A 13,085-nucleotide genomic window follows, 5' to 3' on the forward strand; every position below is an offset into this window, starting at 1 on the left:
CTAGAACGGAGGCTCTTCGGCCGTCTTCTGGACCGCCGGGGCACCCGCCGGGGCCCACGCGTCATCCGACGTGCCAGCACCGGCGGCGGGGTGCTTGCCGTTGATCGTGACGGTGGTGAAACGCAGGCTCGCGCCGATGTCATCGACCTCGACGGCGAGCATCGAGCGGTTCTCCCCTTCCGGGGTCTGCCAGTCGTGCTGGCGGATCCGCCCGGACACCACGACGCGGGCACCCTTGGTCAGGGAGTCGCCGACGTGTTCGGCCAGTGAGCGCCACGCCGCGCAGCGGAAGAAGGTGGACGTGCCGTCGCGCCACTGCCCGGAGTCCTTGTCGAAGGTGCGCGGGGTGGAGGCGACGGTGAAGCGGGCGAGGGCGGCTCCGGAGGCGGTGAACTTGATCTCCGGGTCGGCGGTCAGGTTGCCGATGATGGTGATCGGGGTCTCTCCGACGGACATGCGGACTCCTCGGGGTCAGCTGTTGGCGGGGTTGGGTACGGCGTCGTGGCCGTCGTCGTGCGGCCACCATCCGCCGGTCGGGCAGTCGATCCATTCGATCGGGGCGGGGCAGTGCCGGCGGGTGTCGTCCGCGCCGTCGATCAGGGCGGCCAGGCGTTCCTGGCGGGCCGCGGCAATGTGGGTGAGCAAGGCCGCGGGGTCGTCGTGGAAGTCGTGGAGAGCGACCATGGCGGCCAGGATCACGTCACACAGCTCGGTGGCGACCTGGCCGCGGGTGTGGGTGGTGCCCTTGCGCGGGTTCTGACCCTGCCAGCCCAGGTAAGCCTGGGCGGCCTCCCCCGCCTCTTCGGTCACCTTCAGCAGACGCATCGACCTCTCGTGGGCGCCGGTGCCGTTGATGGCGTCCAGCCAGGCCACGACGGTGCGCGCGTGAAGCCAGGGCATCTCGGTCACGACGGGTCCCCTTCCTACTTGACTGCGGGGCGGGCGAGTTTGAGGGTGAGACCGATGCTGAGAGGCCCGGTGAGTGAACCGACGATGGCCGCAGTGCGGATCGCGAACTCGAAGAGGGCCAGGGCCGCAGCGGTCGCGCCCATCAGACCGATCGCGATGGCCAGGCTGATGAACACGGGCCGGGTGTAGGAGCGGGGCGGGGTCGGGGCGGTCTGGACGATGATGAAGGGGCGCCCGTCGGCCTGGTGGTAGAGGTCGGCGGGGATGTGCGGGGCGATGCCGCCTAAGGTCACATCGGGCGGCGGGGGTTGGCGCATGTGGTCTGCTCCTGTCAGGTGAGTTGGGTGATCGCGTTGGCGACGGCTGTGCAGAAGCTCTTGATGGGTCCGTAGGCGCCGGTGCCGGCGGTGAAGAAGCCGAAGAGGAAGAAGACAGCGGCGGCGCCGGGGCCGACGTAGCGGCCGCGCAGGATGGCGATGGCGGCGATGCCGAGGAGGACGGCTGCGGAAACGGTCAGGGTCATGGTGTGATCTCCGTTCGCGCGGGGCGGGGCGGCCCGCACGCGGGGCCGCCCCTGTCACGTGCCTGTTCGGGCGGCCTGTCAGCTGTCTGTCCCTGTCACCTGTCTGTCACCTGTAAGACGCAGGTCAGACAGGGGGTACAGCCCTCCCGGGCGCCGTGAACGGGTCCCTCGCGGGGTGGGTGACAGGTGACAGACAGGCCGGGAGCGTCAGGCTCCGGTGTCGTTGCCGGGGGCGTGCTGGCGGTGGACGTAGCGGGCTTTGCTGCCCTCTCCGACGCGGACAACTTCACCGAGTGCGGCCCACTCTTTGAGCCAGCCTTGGATGACCGGGCGGCGGGTGCCGAAGTCGTCGGCCAGTGCCCGGGCGATCGCCGAGGCACCGGTTCCCTGCGGGCCCGCGGCCAGGATGAGCATCAGCGCGGCCTGGCGGGCGTCAGGCTGCTCAGGCTCGTCGCGCTGGCGTCCCGTCGTCCACGTCGCAGGGTCGGACCAGTCCGTTCCGTCATCACCGGCCGGGGCGGCGCCAGGTTCGACCGAAGGCAGTCGGAAGAGCCGTTCGAGTTCATCCGGGTCGGGGGTGAGGAGGTCGCCGGGCGGGCGGGGGGTGTCCCATCCGGCAGTGGCCTTCCACTCCCGCTGTGCGGTTCCCGATCCGGTCTCGGTCCTCGGGGCGCCCGCGGTGGCGGGGGTGGTGGCCCACAGGTGGCCGCAGCGCTCCAGTGTCCAGCGTTCGGCGTAGTCCGCCCCGGCGGCGATCAGCGAGGGTTCATCGAGTGCGGGCCGCCGGTGCGCGGTCGCTGCGCAGATCTCCTCGATCAGGCTCGGGGTGATGCGCCATTGATGGGCCTTGTCGGGCTGTTTGCCCTCCGTGCCGACCAGCAGCGACCCCGGACCCTCGAAGGAGTTCTCCGCGGACAGGGCACGCCAGCCGAACATGTGCCCCAGCTCGGAGTCCTCGGTTGCGCCGGTGCAGACCCGGTTCGAGGCCATCTTGCGCACCATCGGATCCGGCAGCACATCCTGAGTGACGCGCAGCACGGACACCACGGCGCGGATTGCCATGGCCCGGGCGATGCGGATCACTTCGGCGATGCCTGCCATGACGGCTTTGGCTTCACGGGTGGCGGAGAGTTCCGCGCTCTCATCGGTAATGAGGACGATCTCGGGAATGGTGGGGCCGACGGGGAGTTTGTCGTCGTCCTCGGCCCGCATGTGGTCCTGATAGGTGACCTTGCGCTGTTTGGCGATCCGTATCGCCGCGTCCAGCATGCGTTTGGCCTCGGCCGGGGTGCTGGCCACCCAGTCCACGCCCGGCACCGGGATATCGGCCCCGGCCCAGCGGGTGCCCTCGATGTTCTGCTGAGCCTCGCGCCAGGCGTGGAGCCAGGGCAGTCCGAGAGAGCCGCCGTTGAGGTCGATCACCCACACCAGCGTGTCGTTGGTCTGCGACAACCGGGCGATCAGGGTGTGCAGCCAGTTGGTCTTGCCCGTGCCGGTCGATCCGGCAACGATCGTGGACGCCTGGCGCAGGTCCAGTTCAGAGCGTCCCCCGTCCGACAGGAGCGCTGCCGGGAGCGGGTTGTTCACCGTGAGCTCCTCGGCCGCCTCCCCCACGGGGTAGGGCATCTCGGTACCGGCCGCTGATTTGGTGGTGACCTTGATCAGGAGCAGGCGTCGCGACATGCCCTCGTGGACGCTCAGACCGCACCCTGTGGGCAGGTCCAGGTCGGCGGCCAGCGCGTCGGCGCGGTCGGCGATGGCTTTGCGGGTGGTGCCGCCCTCGGGAAGCTTGATCTCAACGGTGTAGCCGCGGCCGGACGGCCAGTGCTCGATCCCCACGACCTCGGCGCCCTCCACCCGGCAGACCCGGGCGATGCGGGCGATCCACTCCGCGGCCAGGGCGCGGCGGGTACCGAGCAGCAGCAGTGTCGAGCGGCGTGCCGCTTCCGTCTCCTCGTGAGCGGCGAACCCCACGGCCAGCGTGCCCGCGCCGACACCGGCGACGGCCAGGGAGGCGACGGCAGGCAGGGTCAGGGGGCCGTCACCGGCCAGAGCCCACGAGGACCAGGTGCCCGCGGCCAGCCAGCACACGGTCCGGAAGCCCAGGGTGGCGCGGGTGATACGCGTGCGCCACCCCGCCGCCGCGGTACCCGCGGCTCCAGCGAGGCCGGCGACCAGGGCCCATCCCGCGGATGCCCCGGCGGTGGAGGCAAGGGAAGTGGTGACGAGGGTGCCCGCGGTGGCGTTCAGAGTGCCGGTCACGATGCCGTGCCCGGCACTCCAGTCCACCCGCGGCGCAGGGTCCTTCTTGCTGCTCATGACGTCCTTTCCGCAAGACGGCTCCGGCGCCGCCCGAGGCGGTGCCGGAGCCGTGGACAGCCGGAGGATGTGGCGCTAGACGTTCCATTTGCGTTCGCCGTCGATGCCCTTGCGGGGGTTGTTCTGGCGGTCGATGTCGGCTTCGTGGAGGCGGTAGTAGACCGGAAGCACTTCCTCCAGCGCGTCGATCACCCGGTTCATCGCCCGGTATCCCTCGCCCATCTCCTCCACCACCCGGTCATCGACGGGCAGTTGTTCGTGGGCGATCTCGGCCAGCACGCGGAGCGTCTCCTGGACCGTGCGCATCGCATCGGGCAGGTCCTTGATCAGGGCCTCGAACTCGGGCATCACATCGGGGTCGAAGGTGCTTGCGGCCTGCAGCATCACTTCGGCTGCGTCGGACAGGCGAGTGAGAGCGGCGTCCGGGACGTCGGTCATGGAGGCTCCTTCGCTGGGCTTGCCCAGCAGCTGAGGCGGTACGGGGCGGGACGGCTGGACGCGGGCCCGCTCCCGGGCGGCGGGACGTGCGGGGTCGTTGACCGCCTCGGCCGGGATGGAGGTCTCTCCAGGCCGGGGGATGCCGAGGATCCGGGCATCCCGCGCGGCCCGCACCCGCCGGGCACGATCAGCCAGACGGCGCCACACCCCCCTGGTGTGGCGGGAGGCGACACCACGGCGCCGGATGTTCCACAGACCCGACAACAGACCCACACCGCCCGCGACCAGCGCGCTGCCCGCCATCCGCGCCCCGTGACGCAAGGCGGAGCGACGCAACGCCCAACGGCGTTCACTGCGCCGCGCAGCACCAATCGCCGGCTCGTTGCCCCCGCGCCGGCGGCCAGGGGCATGCGTGGATCCTGGGGCGGGTATTCCGGCCTTCTTATGGGCCTTGTCGATGCCCTTAGCGGTGCGGCGGTCGCTGCGCCGAGCAGCACGTTCCCGGCGCGCAGGGGCACCCGCCCGCCATCGCGCACGGCCCGCAGCCACCCCACCCGCAACCGCACGCCCAGCACCCGCCAACCGGCCAGACCCCCGCATACCGGCCCCGGCGGAGCGACCCGACCGGCCGGACTTGCCGGATCGGGCGGAACGACGGGGCTTGCTGGACCGGCCGGGAGACTTGACCAGGCTCACCGGCTGGTGTGCGCCGCCCGGGCCAGCCGCCCGGCGGGCAGCAGCCGTGCCAGCCGAGACGGCACCCGACCGGGCCGGGGCACGGCCCTGGCGTCCCGCTGCCCGGGCTCCAGCCCGAGCAGCGCCGTCGATAGCCCTGCCGACGGCTCTGCCGACCGGTGCAGCAGGGGTCCGGCGCGGCGCCGTGCCACCTGTCATCCGCGCACCGGTCGCCCTCAACCGCCCGCTACCACCTCGGCTACCGCGCCGCAGGCCACCACTTGAGAAGGCGCCCGTCATCCGCCCTGCCGCTGCCCCGCGTTGACGACCTGCGCTCTGGACCGTGGCACCTTCTCGACGCGCGGCGCTCCTGCTTCCACCCCGGTTTGCGCGGGCGGCGCGGCGCCGCCCTGCCCACGTTCCGAGAGCGACCGCGCCCGCGGCAGCACCGGTCGCGACCAGCCCGACAGGGCCGCCGGCCGTCAACGCCTCTGCCGCCACCGCGCCCAGGGCGTTCGCCCCGCCCACGAGCAACGGCCTTCCCGGCAACAGTCCCGGCTGCGCCGGAGCAGGCGTGGCCGGATCCGGCGGCGGGGCCAGAGTAATAGGGACTTCCGTCACGGTCTCAACCGTGGAATCCGACATGATGGTCGGTACTCCCTTCAGGAGTAGGCGCCCCGGCCAGGCCCTAGGAAGCAGGCCGGGGCCCCGCAATAGATGGCGGTCACAGGGCGCGGGGAGGCTGGTGTCCGGGGTGCGCGGTCGCGGCTTCCTGCCAGCGCCGGTTCTCCACCGCATCCACCCCCGTCACCCGCACCAGGAACCGGCACCCGGGCTCCGTGCACCGGTGCGTGGTGATGGGGAGCAGCTCGGCGAGGTGGAGCGTGGCGGCGCTGCTGGTCCCGGACACCGCCACCACGCAGGACAGCGCCAGCGACCACGGCAGCCCGTACGGGCGCAGGCGAGCCCACATGGCCACCGCCATCCCCGCACCCGCGCACAGGGCGATGGCTATGCGTATGCGCCGGGCGGTCACCGGCCCTCCCCCACAGGTAAGGCGTTGGGCTGCAGGTCGAAGAACAAGACCACCAGCGGCGGGCCGAATTCGGCGAGCAGCGGCTTTGTGATGAGGTCCAGCAGCGCGGCGCGCGTCATGCCGCGCGGCACGTCGAGCACACCCCCGCGGGTGTTAATCACCCCGCCGGATGTCTGGATGGTGATGATGAAGTGATACGCGGTTGTAGCCTGCGTACTGTTCGATGCCTGTGCGGTCGGGCTGGACACGAGACTCCTCGATGAGAGTGGGTTCAGGCGGCGCACTGTTCCTCGGCATAAGCGCAGGTCACGCACTCCCCGAGCGAGGTGGGGATGCAGTAGCCGGCGTCCTGCTGGCAGGTGGGGCAGGTGCGGCGGGCGCGCATCGCTGCGGCCAGTGCCGCGGCCCGGCCCGAGGTCATCGGGCGTACGGGCTTCGCCTGGTCGATGCGGTAGAGGTAGCCGACCAGCACCCCGGTCTTGCGGCGGCGGGAGCGGCGCATGACCTGCGCGGCAATGGGCTGCCCGTCCGGGCGCAGGCCGCGGGCGCGGAGCTGGCGGCGGGTGGCCAGCCCGTCCGGGGCCAGGCGCCACGGGTACGTCGGTATCCCGTGCGTGGCCCCGGACGGGTCGTAGCAGCCGCCGAACGCGGCGGACATCAGGGTGCGGCCGACGGAGCGGGCAGCACGTCGTCGGCCTCGATGAAGCCGCGCAGGTGTACAGGTGTCCCCTCGAACGCGCCATAGGCATCCGCGAGGAAGCAACGGCCGCCGTTGAAGCACTGCTCCACGGTCGGACTGGTGGCATCGAGGTCCAGGGCGTCCCGCCATGCCTCGAAGTCCGCCCGGCAACCGTGCAGGTTGATGGTCAGGCCCGACACCATCTCCTCCGGCAGGAAGACGACCCCGGTCTCCAAGTACGCGGCGGGCAGGTGCGGGAAGCACGCGCAGATCACTGACAGCGCCTGTATGTGCGGCGCCAGCTCTCCAACCATCTTGACGATCATGCGAGTTCTCCTCGGGGAAGGCTGGGGATGGCCGCGGGGAAGGCGGCCAGGTGCGGTTCACGGGCCTTGACCCGGCCGCGGGCGGTGCGGGCGGTCGACTCCGACCCGCCCAGTCCTGCGGTGGCCATGGCCTCGGTCATCCGGGCCGTGGAAGGCTGGGTGAAGTCCGTGCCGTACAGGGCGCGGATGAGCTGATCGACCCGGGATCGGTAGATCACCGGCGGGCACAGGTCGACGGGCGCCGGTCCCTTCTCGACGGGCTCAGGCGGCGGCTCGACGGGCGTCGAGCCGCCGGTGACGGCCTCGGGCCGCAGCGCCGGTTCGGATACAGCCCGCAGCCACTCCTGCCCGCCCGGCGGGTCGTCCGCCGGTTCGGGATCGTGGGGGAGGTCGACGGGAGTCGAGGGCTCCTCGACGGGCGTCGCCCCGGGGATGACGGCCTCGGGCGCCCACTCCAGCTCCGCTACAGCCGGAGGCTCATCGGCAGCAGCCGGCGGAGCTTCCTCGGGGTCGTCGTCGCGGGTGAGGGTGACGGGATCCGGCTGCGCGTTGACGGGCGTCACCGTGTGCCCGGCGGGGGTGGCGATGCGGCGCGCAAGATAGGCGTGGACCTGCCGCATCAGGGCACCGAAGGCCAGCAGAGCAGCGACAGGGGGCACCGCGGCCACCACGTAGTCCAGCAGGCCCGCCCCCGCGCCGACACCGGCGACGTTCAGGGCGATGGAGCCGCCTGACCCGGCCGTGGCCAGGCCGATAGCCCACCAGTCGACCCGGCGTGCCAGCGAAGCACGCAGGATGAGCAGTTCGCCGATCACGATGAACAGGTCGACCGTGCCGGGCCATGCCCAAGAGCGGGCAGTGGCTCCGCGCAAGCCATGGCCGGCGGCCACGCCCTGGAGGTGTTCGTAGGAGAGCCAGAACGCGATGGCTGTGAGGACCATCGTCAGCCCGCTCGCCAGCACCGTGATCGCCACACTCACGGCGGTGGGCGTCGAGGTGGGCTCGACGCCCGTCAACCGCCCCTCGACGCGGCCCGTCCACGGAGGCTGTTGCGGTGAGGAAGACGTCATGCCGCCTCCCTCACCGAGGCTGCTTTGCGGGACGCGGCTTCCGCGCCCCGGCAGCGTTCCTCGACGGCCGTCACCGAGAACGGCTCGTCGTCACACTCGACGGCGACGTGCGTCAGGCGCGCGTACCGGGCGGCTTGCCAGCCGGTGAGGCGACCGTGTTCGTCCAGGGCCGCGGCCACCGACAGGACACGGTCCCAGAGGTGGCACAGAGCGGCATCGGCGGCGTCCGTCACCGTGGCGTAGTCCATGCCAGAGGCCGGAGTGTGGCCGTAGTACAGGCTCATCCCGCGCTCCTGGAGCGACTCCGCCACCTTCTGACGATCAGTGCCAGCGGTGCGCTCGACCACCCATGCGCGCTCGGGCGTCCACAGCCCCTCCTCCCGCATCCACCGGTCCTGGGACCGCTCCCCCGCAGCACACATCGCGAAGTAGCGGGCGAAGGGGATGCTCCAGGAACTGCCCCACTGCACCCAGGCCGCCGGCCCCGAACCAGGGCCCGCACCAAGATCTGCGCTCAGGCAGATCTCCACGACCGGGATACCGAAGGCGAAGGCCAGGACCGCATGCCCCGCCTCATGCACCGCCAGAGACCGGCGTAAGCGCCCCTCGCTCAGGGCCGCGATGCCGTAATACGAGACCCCGGCGCCCGCAGGGGGCTGGGCGTGACGGGTGTGGAAGCCGTCGGAGTTCAAGTGCCAGGTCACCGAGCACCCCCGGGAAGGGGCGTCGTGCCGGGACGACCGGTGCGACGGCCGTTGGTCGTCGTCATCTCCGGAATCGGGCCCCACACCATGTGCCAGCCACCACCCGACCGTTTGGCCTCGTACATCGCCTCATCCGCCCGCCGCAGAGCCGCGGCCAGGTCCGGCCGCAGCTGATCAGTGACGGGAAACGCGCCGATAGAGGCACCCACGTGAAGCTGCCGGTCACGGAAGACGAGCGGACCGCGGAGCATCTCGTACAGCTCGCGCAGGTGGGCGGGCATGCGGTGCACGCTCTCGGGATGGGCCGTAGCGGCAAACTCATCGCCACCGAGGCGCCCGGCGCTGCCGCCCAGATCCGCGGCCCACTGCCGCAGCCGCCGGCCAACCGCCGCGAGCACCGCGTCCCCGGCCGCGTGGCCGTGCATGTCGTTGACGGCCTTGAAGCCGTCCAGGTCCACCAGGACCACCACACGGCCCAGGCCGCGCAGCTCCTGCCGCGCCCGGACCTGGAACTCGTCGCGGACCGGCAGACCCGTCAGCGGATCCAGACGAGCCCGCGCCAGCCTCCGACGCAGCAGGAGAGTGTGCACCGACCAGGCCGCCGCGAGCGGACCAGCAGCGGCAGACACGGTGAGCAGGTCAAAGGCTGCCATCACGCCGCCTCCGACTCGCCAGCGATCGGGTGGTTGGCCAGGAACCGGCGGGCATCCAGCACCCGCCGGAACGCCCGGCGCAGCCGCTGCACGTCCACACCTGTCAGCGGCCGATCAAGCAGCGCGATCTGCACGTCCAACAGGTCGATCTCCGCCTTGATCACCGGCATCTCGCGATCGATGGCATCGAGTTCAGCCACCGTGGGCTCCGGATCCGTGTCCGGTAAGACTGATCCCGCCCTTGGGGCAGGTTCAGGGATGATGTGGCTCACGGGGTCGTGCTCCCTTCAGCAGGAACGGCCCTGGCGGTCCCGGTGTTCGAGCACCGGGGCCGCACCTTTGGTGAAACCGGGTAACTCCGGCTCCCCTCAACCCCGCCCGTACGGCACGGAAGGCGCCGGACGGGCGGAGGAGGCAACCGGCCGCAACATGGGAAGCGTTGCGGAAAGGCTGACGTCGTCGCACGTGCGCGGTCTTGCATCCGCGCGGCCGTCACTTATGAGGGAGACGGCTCAGAAACCCGCACACTGTTGAGTTCTCAAGCAACAGACGCTTCCTTCTGGCCCGTTTCACGGGGCCCTCCGGGCGGTCGGTCACACGTTTGGGCAGGTCAAACAGGATCTGGAGGCTGCCGACTATCCGGGGGCCGCCCTGGAACTAGGTTGCACTAGTGCGCACTAGTGCGCACTAGCTCGCAACCCCTGTGTGGCAGCGCGTTGCAGAGCGCGCCAGTGGATACGCTCGTAGGCATGAGCGTTGCGGCGAGCGATCCCAGACCAAAGCCCGTGAAGGTGGCAGACGCGATACGGACCCGCGTCAGGGGCGGCAAGTACCCGGACGGCAAGCTGCCGACCACACGGGAGCTTGCCAAGGAGTTCGGATACGCAGGCCAGACGATCCGTGATGGCTTGGGCATCCTCATCGGCGAGGGACTGATCTTCTCTGCCGGGAACCGCGGGTACTTCATCGCGGGAGATAGCGAGGGGTCGACGGCTCGTAAGCCGGACGTGGGAGAAGAGCTCATGGAACTGCGCCTCCAGATTCAAGCGTTGACTGAACGTGTGGCAGCACTCGAAGAGGGCGCCACCTCAGGCGGTGCGTGATCTGGAACAACCATGCAAGGAAGAGCCACTGTGCAATAAGTGACAGCAGGGGGGCAGCGGCATGGACAGGGGACATCTCGACTGTCACTGCACTGTCCTCTTGCGTGTCCCCTATGCCGGCGGACCAGACTCGCAGTAGCACTCGGAGGAGGGCACATGAGCGACGAACGACCCGCATGGGCGCGGCGTATCGCGGCCGAACGGATGGCTCGCAACTGGTCTCAGCTCGACGCGGTGAAGGCTCTGAGAGCCCACGCCCCCACTGAGCTACCAGCCGACGACAGCATGGTTCGCCAGTGGAAGCGTTGGGAGTCCGGAGCAAAGCCTGGAGACTTCTATCAGCCGATCATCGCGGCGACCTTCGGCACCGTGACGCACGCGATATTCCCCGCTTCCTCCCGACGCGACGGCGACAAGGAAATCCTTGCTGCGAGCGGCATGGAAACTCTCGAAATCGTCAGCAGGCTCAACAAGTCCGACGTAGACAACGCCACCCTCGAAGCGCTCCGCATCACGACGGACCGGCTGTGCTCGGAATACCCGTACATGCCAAGTGAACAGCTTCTCCTTGAGGGCCGGCAGTGGTTAAGGCGTGTTGTCGAACTGCACTCGAAGAGCCTCACGCTCACCCAGCACCGTGAAGTGCTGGCGCTGTCCGGCTGGTTGGCTCTCCTCGTCGGGTGCGTGGAGTACGACACTGGCGACCGGCACGCGGCGGAGACCACCCGACGGGCCGCCCTATCCCTGGCCAATGAGGCAGACCACTCCGAGGTGGCGGGGTGGGGCCACGAAATGCGCGCATGGTTCTCGCTCACCACAGGTGACTACCGCGGTGTCATTGCGGCCGCGCAAGCGGGGGCCGAGGTGGCGCCGAACCACAGCGTCGCCGTCCAGCTCGCCGCGCAAGAGGCCAAAGCATGGGCCCGCCTCGGCGACCGACGACAGGTCGAGGTAGCCCTCGACCGCGGCCGGCGCCTACTCGAAGGGCTGCCGCATCCGGACAACGTCGACCACCACTTCGTGGTCGACCCGGCAAAGTTCGACTTCTACGCCATGGATTGCTACCGGCTAGTGGGCGAGGACAAGCTCGCCCACACCTTGGCAAACGAGGTACTGCGCGCCGGCACCGACTTCGACGGCACCGAACGCAAGCCCATGCGAAACGCAGAGGCGCGCGTCACGCTTGGGGTAACCGCAGCTCGCGAGGGAGACCTTGAGCAGGCGCTCACCCACGGGGAACGCGCACTCCAAGGAGAGCGGCAGTCCGTCCCATCCCTCATCATGACGAGCCGCGAACTTGCGGCGGTCATCCGAGACCGATACAGCTCGGAGCCCGCAGCGCGGGAGTACCTGTCCCATCTGCGTGACCTCGGCCAAGCTAAGCCTGGGTTCCTGCCTTCGTAGCAAGAGTGTGCCGCCTACAAGTGGCCTTGTGTCCGCTTGGGACCGGGAGTGCTGCGCTCCATCGCTCCGGAGACTGGTCAAAGCTTCCCAAGCCGTACGGGCTCCGCACGCCAGCGCCACAGGATCGACCTGCTCAGCGCCCGGCTGTGATCCCTGCCTCCCGGCTCGCCAGGATATGGAGCTGAGCAACCAGCGCACCAGATCCCATCAGATCCCCGCAAAACATCGGCACCGAAATGCCTTCTATTGCCACCCATTCACCGCGAGCCCATATTTCCCTGCACCAGGGAATCCGGTGACCGACTATCCAATCCCGAGAGCGTCAGCCAGATGCCTGTCAAGCTTCACACCTTGCAGACTGCGCGCCTGCATTAGTTTTTCACTAGACAAATGATAGGACCCCCTAAAATCGGCCCAGTCGAGTGTCGCACCATCGAACTGAACCCCCTGAAGGGATGCGCCCCTAAAATCTGCCTTCGATAGCCACGAGTCACGAAAGTCGGCCCCATAAAGCTCGGCCCCTTTCAATTTGGCGCTCGACATTGTCGACCGACGAAAGTCAGTCCTGTGCAAGGTCGCATCACGGAGATCCGCACTCTCCAAGTCTGCATCCTGCAAATTTGACCGCTGCATCCGCACATTCCTGAGATCCGCCCCGCGAAGATCCGCACCCACAAGATAAAGGTCCTTAAGATTCACCGACTGATCCGCAGGTCTGCGCCGAAGGGGTGCAGTGAGAGTCTTTAGCGCCAATTGCGTATCACTCTCCGGCCTCTTCGGAAATGTGGCCAATGCTGCAGGTTGCGACGTAGAGGTTCGACTATAAAGAAATGTAGACAGAACCTCGAAAGCATTCAAGGACCGCTCAGGGTGATCGTCCATGACTTCACCAAGCGCCAAGATTCCGCCTATACGCACGTAGATCTCGTCGGAATCGAGTCTTTCCAAGGCCTTGTTGAACCGGTCAGTAACCTGCCCACGACGAGACAGTCGATAGGTTCGCGCCGTATAAATCAGTGCACACAGCGCCCCAATGGCCGTTACAGTCTGGACGACTGCCAGCCTGATCTGCCCTTCAGCCTGGGCTTTCGCGGCCACATCCAATCGATCCCAATATGACCGACGCCACGGCATCACAAGCGCCCGGAAAGCCTCCCGGGCAGAAGAATTATCGTGAGCCAGAAAAATAAATGCCCCTATCGCGGCCATCGCGAGAACGATAATCGAGATCTTTTTGCGCAACTGT

At 69.0% G+C, this 13,085-nt stretch carries 17 protein-coding genes; 2 read left to right on the forward strand and 15 right to left on the reverse strand.

Features of this window, described 5'->3' with window-relative positions; translation table 11 throughout:
• The 14 genes from ssb to IE241_RS14795 all read right to left on the reverse strand — a co-directional run bounded on the left by ssb (position 1) and on the right by IE241_RS14795 (position 9,604).
• On the reverse strand, positions 1–456 hold the full coding sequence (gene ssb / locus IE241_RS14730) for a single-stranded DNA-binding protein (protein WP_190022151.1): 456 nt from the start codon (positions 454–456) through the stop codon (positions 1–3).
• A 15-nt stretch (positions 457–471) separates the two neighbouring features.
• Complete coding sequence (locus IE241_RS34800) at positions 472–909, reverse strand: MazG-like family protein (protein ID WP_190022152.1); 438 nt, start codon at positions 907–909, stop codon at positions 472–474.
• 14 nt (positions 910–923) lie between these two features.
• A complete protein-coding gene (locus IE241_RS14740; protein WP_190022153.1) occupies positions 924–1,226 on the reverse strand; it encodes a hypothetical protein in 303 nt (100 codons plus the stop codon).
• A 14-nt stretch (positions 1,227–1,240) separates the two neighbouring features.
• A complete protein-coding gene (locus IE241_RS14745) occupies positions 1,241–1,432 on the reverse strand; it encodes a hypothetical protein (protein WP_190022154.1) in 192 nt (63 codons plus the stop codon).
• 207 nt (positions 1,433–1,639) lie between these two features.
• Complete coding sequence (locus IE241_RS14750) at positions 1,640–3,751, reverse strand: P-loop NTPase family protein (RefSeq protein ID WP_190022155.1); 2,112 nt, start codon at positions 3,749–3,751, stop codon at positions 1,640–1,642.
• Between the two features lie 75 nt (positions 3,752–3,826).
• Positions 3,827–4,492 carry a hypothetical protein gene (locus IE241_RS14755; protein ID WP_190022156.1) on the reverse strand — a complete coding sequence of 222 codons (666 nt, stop codon included), beginning with the start codon at positions 4,490–4,492 and terminating at the stop codon, positions 3,827–3,829.
• Between the two features lie 1,096 nt (positions 4,493–5,588).
• Positions 5,589–5,900 carry a hypothetical protein gene (locus tag IE241_RS14760; RefSeq protein ID WP_190022157.1) on the reverse strand — a complete coding sequence of 104 codons (312 nt, stop codon included), beginning with the start codon at positions 5,898–5,900 and terminating at the stop codon, positions 5,589–5,591.
• Positions 5,897–6,148 carry a hypothetical protein gene (locus tag IE241_RS14765; RefSeq protein ID WP_190022158.1) on the reverse strand — a complete coding sequence of 84 codons (252 nt, stop codon included), beginning with the start codon at positions 6,146–6,148 and terminating at the stop codon, positions 5,897–5,899. Before IE241_RS14765 ends, IE241_RS14760 begins: the two co-directional genes overlap by 4 nt.
• 23 nt (positions 6,149–6,171) lie before the next feature.
• A complete protein-coding gene (locus tag IE241_RS14770; RefSeq protein ID WP_190022159.1) occupies positions 6,172–6,558 on the reverse strand; it encodes an RRQRL motif-containing zinc-binding protein in 387 nt (128 codons plus the stop codon).
• On the reverse strand, positions 6,558–6,905 hold the full coding sequence (locus IE241_RS14775; protein WP_190022160.1) for a hypothetical protein: 348 nt from the start codon (positions 6,903–6,905) through the stop codon (positions 6,558–6,560). The genes IE241_RS14770 and IE241_RS14775 overlap by 1 nt, the downstream gene beginning before the upstream one ends.
• Positions 6,902–7,975: a DUF2637 domain-containing protein gene (locus tag IE241_RS14780; protein ID WP_190022161.1), complete on the reverse strand. Its 1,074-nt coding sequence runs from the start codon at positions 7,973–7,975 to the stop codon at positions 6,902–6,904. Before IE241_RS14780 ends, IE241_RS14775 begins: the two co-directional genes overlap by 4 nt.
• A complete protein-coding gene (locus IE241_RS14785) occupies positions 7,972–8,679 on the reverse strand; it encodes a hypothetical protein (RefSeq protein WP_190022162.1) in 708 nt (235 codons plus the stop codon). The genes IE241_RS14780 and IE241_RS14785 overlap by 4 nt, the downstream gene beginning before the upstream one ends.
• Positions 8,676–9,332, reverse strand: coding sequence for a GGDEF domain-containing protein (locus IE241_RS14790; RefSeq protein WP_190022163.1), 657 nt, complete (start codon positions 9,330–9,332; stop codon positions 8,676–8,678). The genes IE241_RS14785 and IE241_RS14790 overlap by 4 nt, the downstream gene beginning before the upstream one ends.
• On the reverse strand, positions 9,332–9,604 hold the full coding sequence (locus IE241_RS14795) for a DUF6284 family protein (protein ID WP_308433688.1): 273 nt from the start codon (positions 9,602–9,604) through the stop codon (positions 9,332–9,334). Before IE241_RS14795 ends, IE241_RS14790 begins: the two co-directional genes overlap by 1 nt.
• A 477-nt stretch (positions 9,605–10,081) precedes the next feature.
• On the opposite strand from IE241_RS14795, the gene IE241_RS14800 reads away from it, so the two are divergent.
• Positions 10,082–10,435: a GntR family transcriptional regulator gene (locus IE241_RS14800; RefSeq protein WP_229899243.1), complete on the forward strand. Its 354-nt coding sequence runs from the start codon at positions 10,082–10,084 to the stop codon at positions 10,433–10,435.
• Positions 10,436–10,591: 156 nt separating this feature from the next.
• The gene (locus IE241_RS14805; protein WP_190022164.1) at positions 10,592–11,839 is read left to right on the forward strand and encodes an NsdA family TPR-like regulatory protein; all 1,248 of its coding nucleotides are present in this window, start codon (positions 10,592–10,594) and stop codon (positions 11,837–11,839) included.
• A 303-nt stretch (positions 11,840–12,142) separates the two neighbouring features.
• On the opposite strand, the gene IE241_RS14810 is transcribed toward IE241_RS14805, so the two are convergent.
• Positions 12,143–13,081, reverse strand: a complete 939-nt coding sequence (locus IE241_RS14810; protein ID WP_190022165.1) for a pentapeptide repeat-containing protein — start codon at positions 13,079–13,081, stop codon at positions 12,143–12,145.
• Positions 13,082–13,085: the final 4 nt, after the last annotated feature.

The organism is Streptomyces hiroshimensis, assembly GCF_014650335.1.
GTDB classification, from domain to species: domain Bacteria; phylum Actinomycetota; class Actinomycetes; order Streptomycetales; family Streptomycetaceae; genus Streptomyces; species Streptomyces hiroshimensis.

What these genes read in the sequence shown, in the direction of transcription:
- IE241_RS14780 (WP_190022161.1), bottom strand. Translation starts at nt 7,975, where the DNA reads ATGACGTCTTCCTCACCGCAACAGCCTCCGTGGACGGGCCGCGTCGAG.
- IE241_RS14800 (WP_229899243.1), top strand. Translation starts at nt 10,082, where the DNA reads ATGAGCGTTGCGGCGAGCGATCCCAGACCAAAGCCCGTGAAGGTGGCA.
- IE241_RS14740 (WP_190022153.1), bottom strand. Translation starts at nt 1,226, where the DNA reads ATGCGCCAACCCCCGCCGCCCGATGTGACCTTAGGCGGCATCGCCCCG.
- IE241_RS14790 (WP_190022163.1), bottom strand. Translation starts at nt 9,332, where the DNA reads ATGGCAGCCTTTGACCTGCTCACCGTGTCTGCCGCTGCTGGTCCGCTC.
- IE241_RS14770 (WP_190022159.1), bottom strand. Translation starts at nt 6,558, where the DNA reads ATGTCCGCCGCGTTCGGCGGCTGCTACGACCCGTCCGGGGCCACGCAC.
- IE241_RS14775 (WP_190022160.1), bottom strand. Translation starts at nt 6,905, where the DNA reads ATGATCGTCAAGATGGTTGGAGAGCTGGCGCCGCACATACAGGCGCTG.
- ssb (WP_190022151.1), bottom strand. Translation starts at nt 456, where the DNA reads ATGTCCGTCGGAGAGACCCCGATCACCATCATCGGCAACCTGACCGCC.
- IE241_RS14745 (WP_190022154.1), bottom strand. Translation starts at nt 1,432, where the DNA reads ATGACCCTGACCGTTTCCGCAGCCGTCCTCCTCGGCATCGCCGCCATC.
- IE241_RS14755 (WP_190022156.1), bottom strand. Translation starts at nt 4,492, where the DNA reads ATGGCGGGCAGCGCGCTGGTCGCGGGCGGTGTGGGTCTGTTGTCGGGT.
- IE241_RS14750 (WP_190022155.1), bottom strand. Translation starts at nt 3,751, where the DNA reads ATGAGCAGCAAGAAGGACCCTGCGCCGCGGGTGGACTGGAGTGCCGGG.
- IE241_RS14805 (WP_190022164.1), top strand. Translation starts at nt 10,592, where the DNA reads ATGAGCGACGAACGACCCGCATGGGCGCGGCGTATCGCGGCCGAACGG.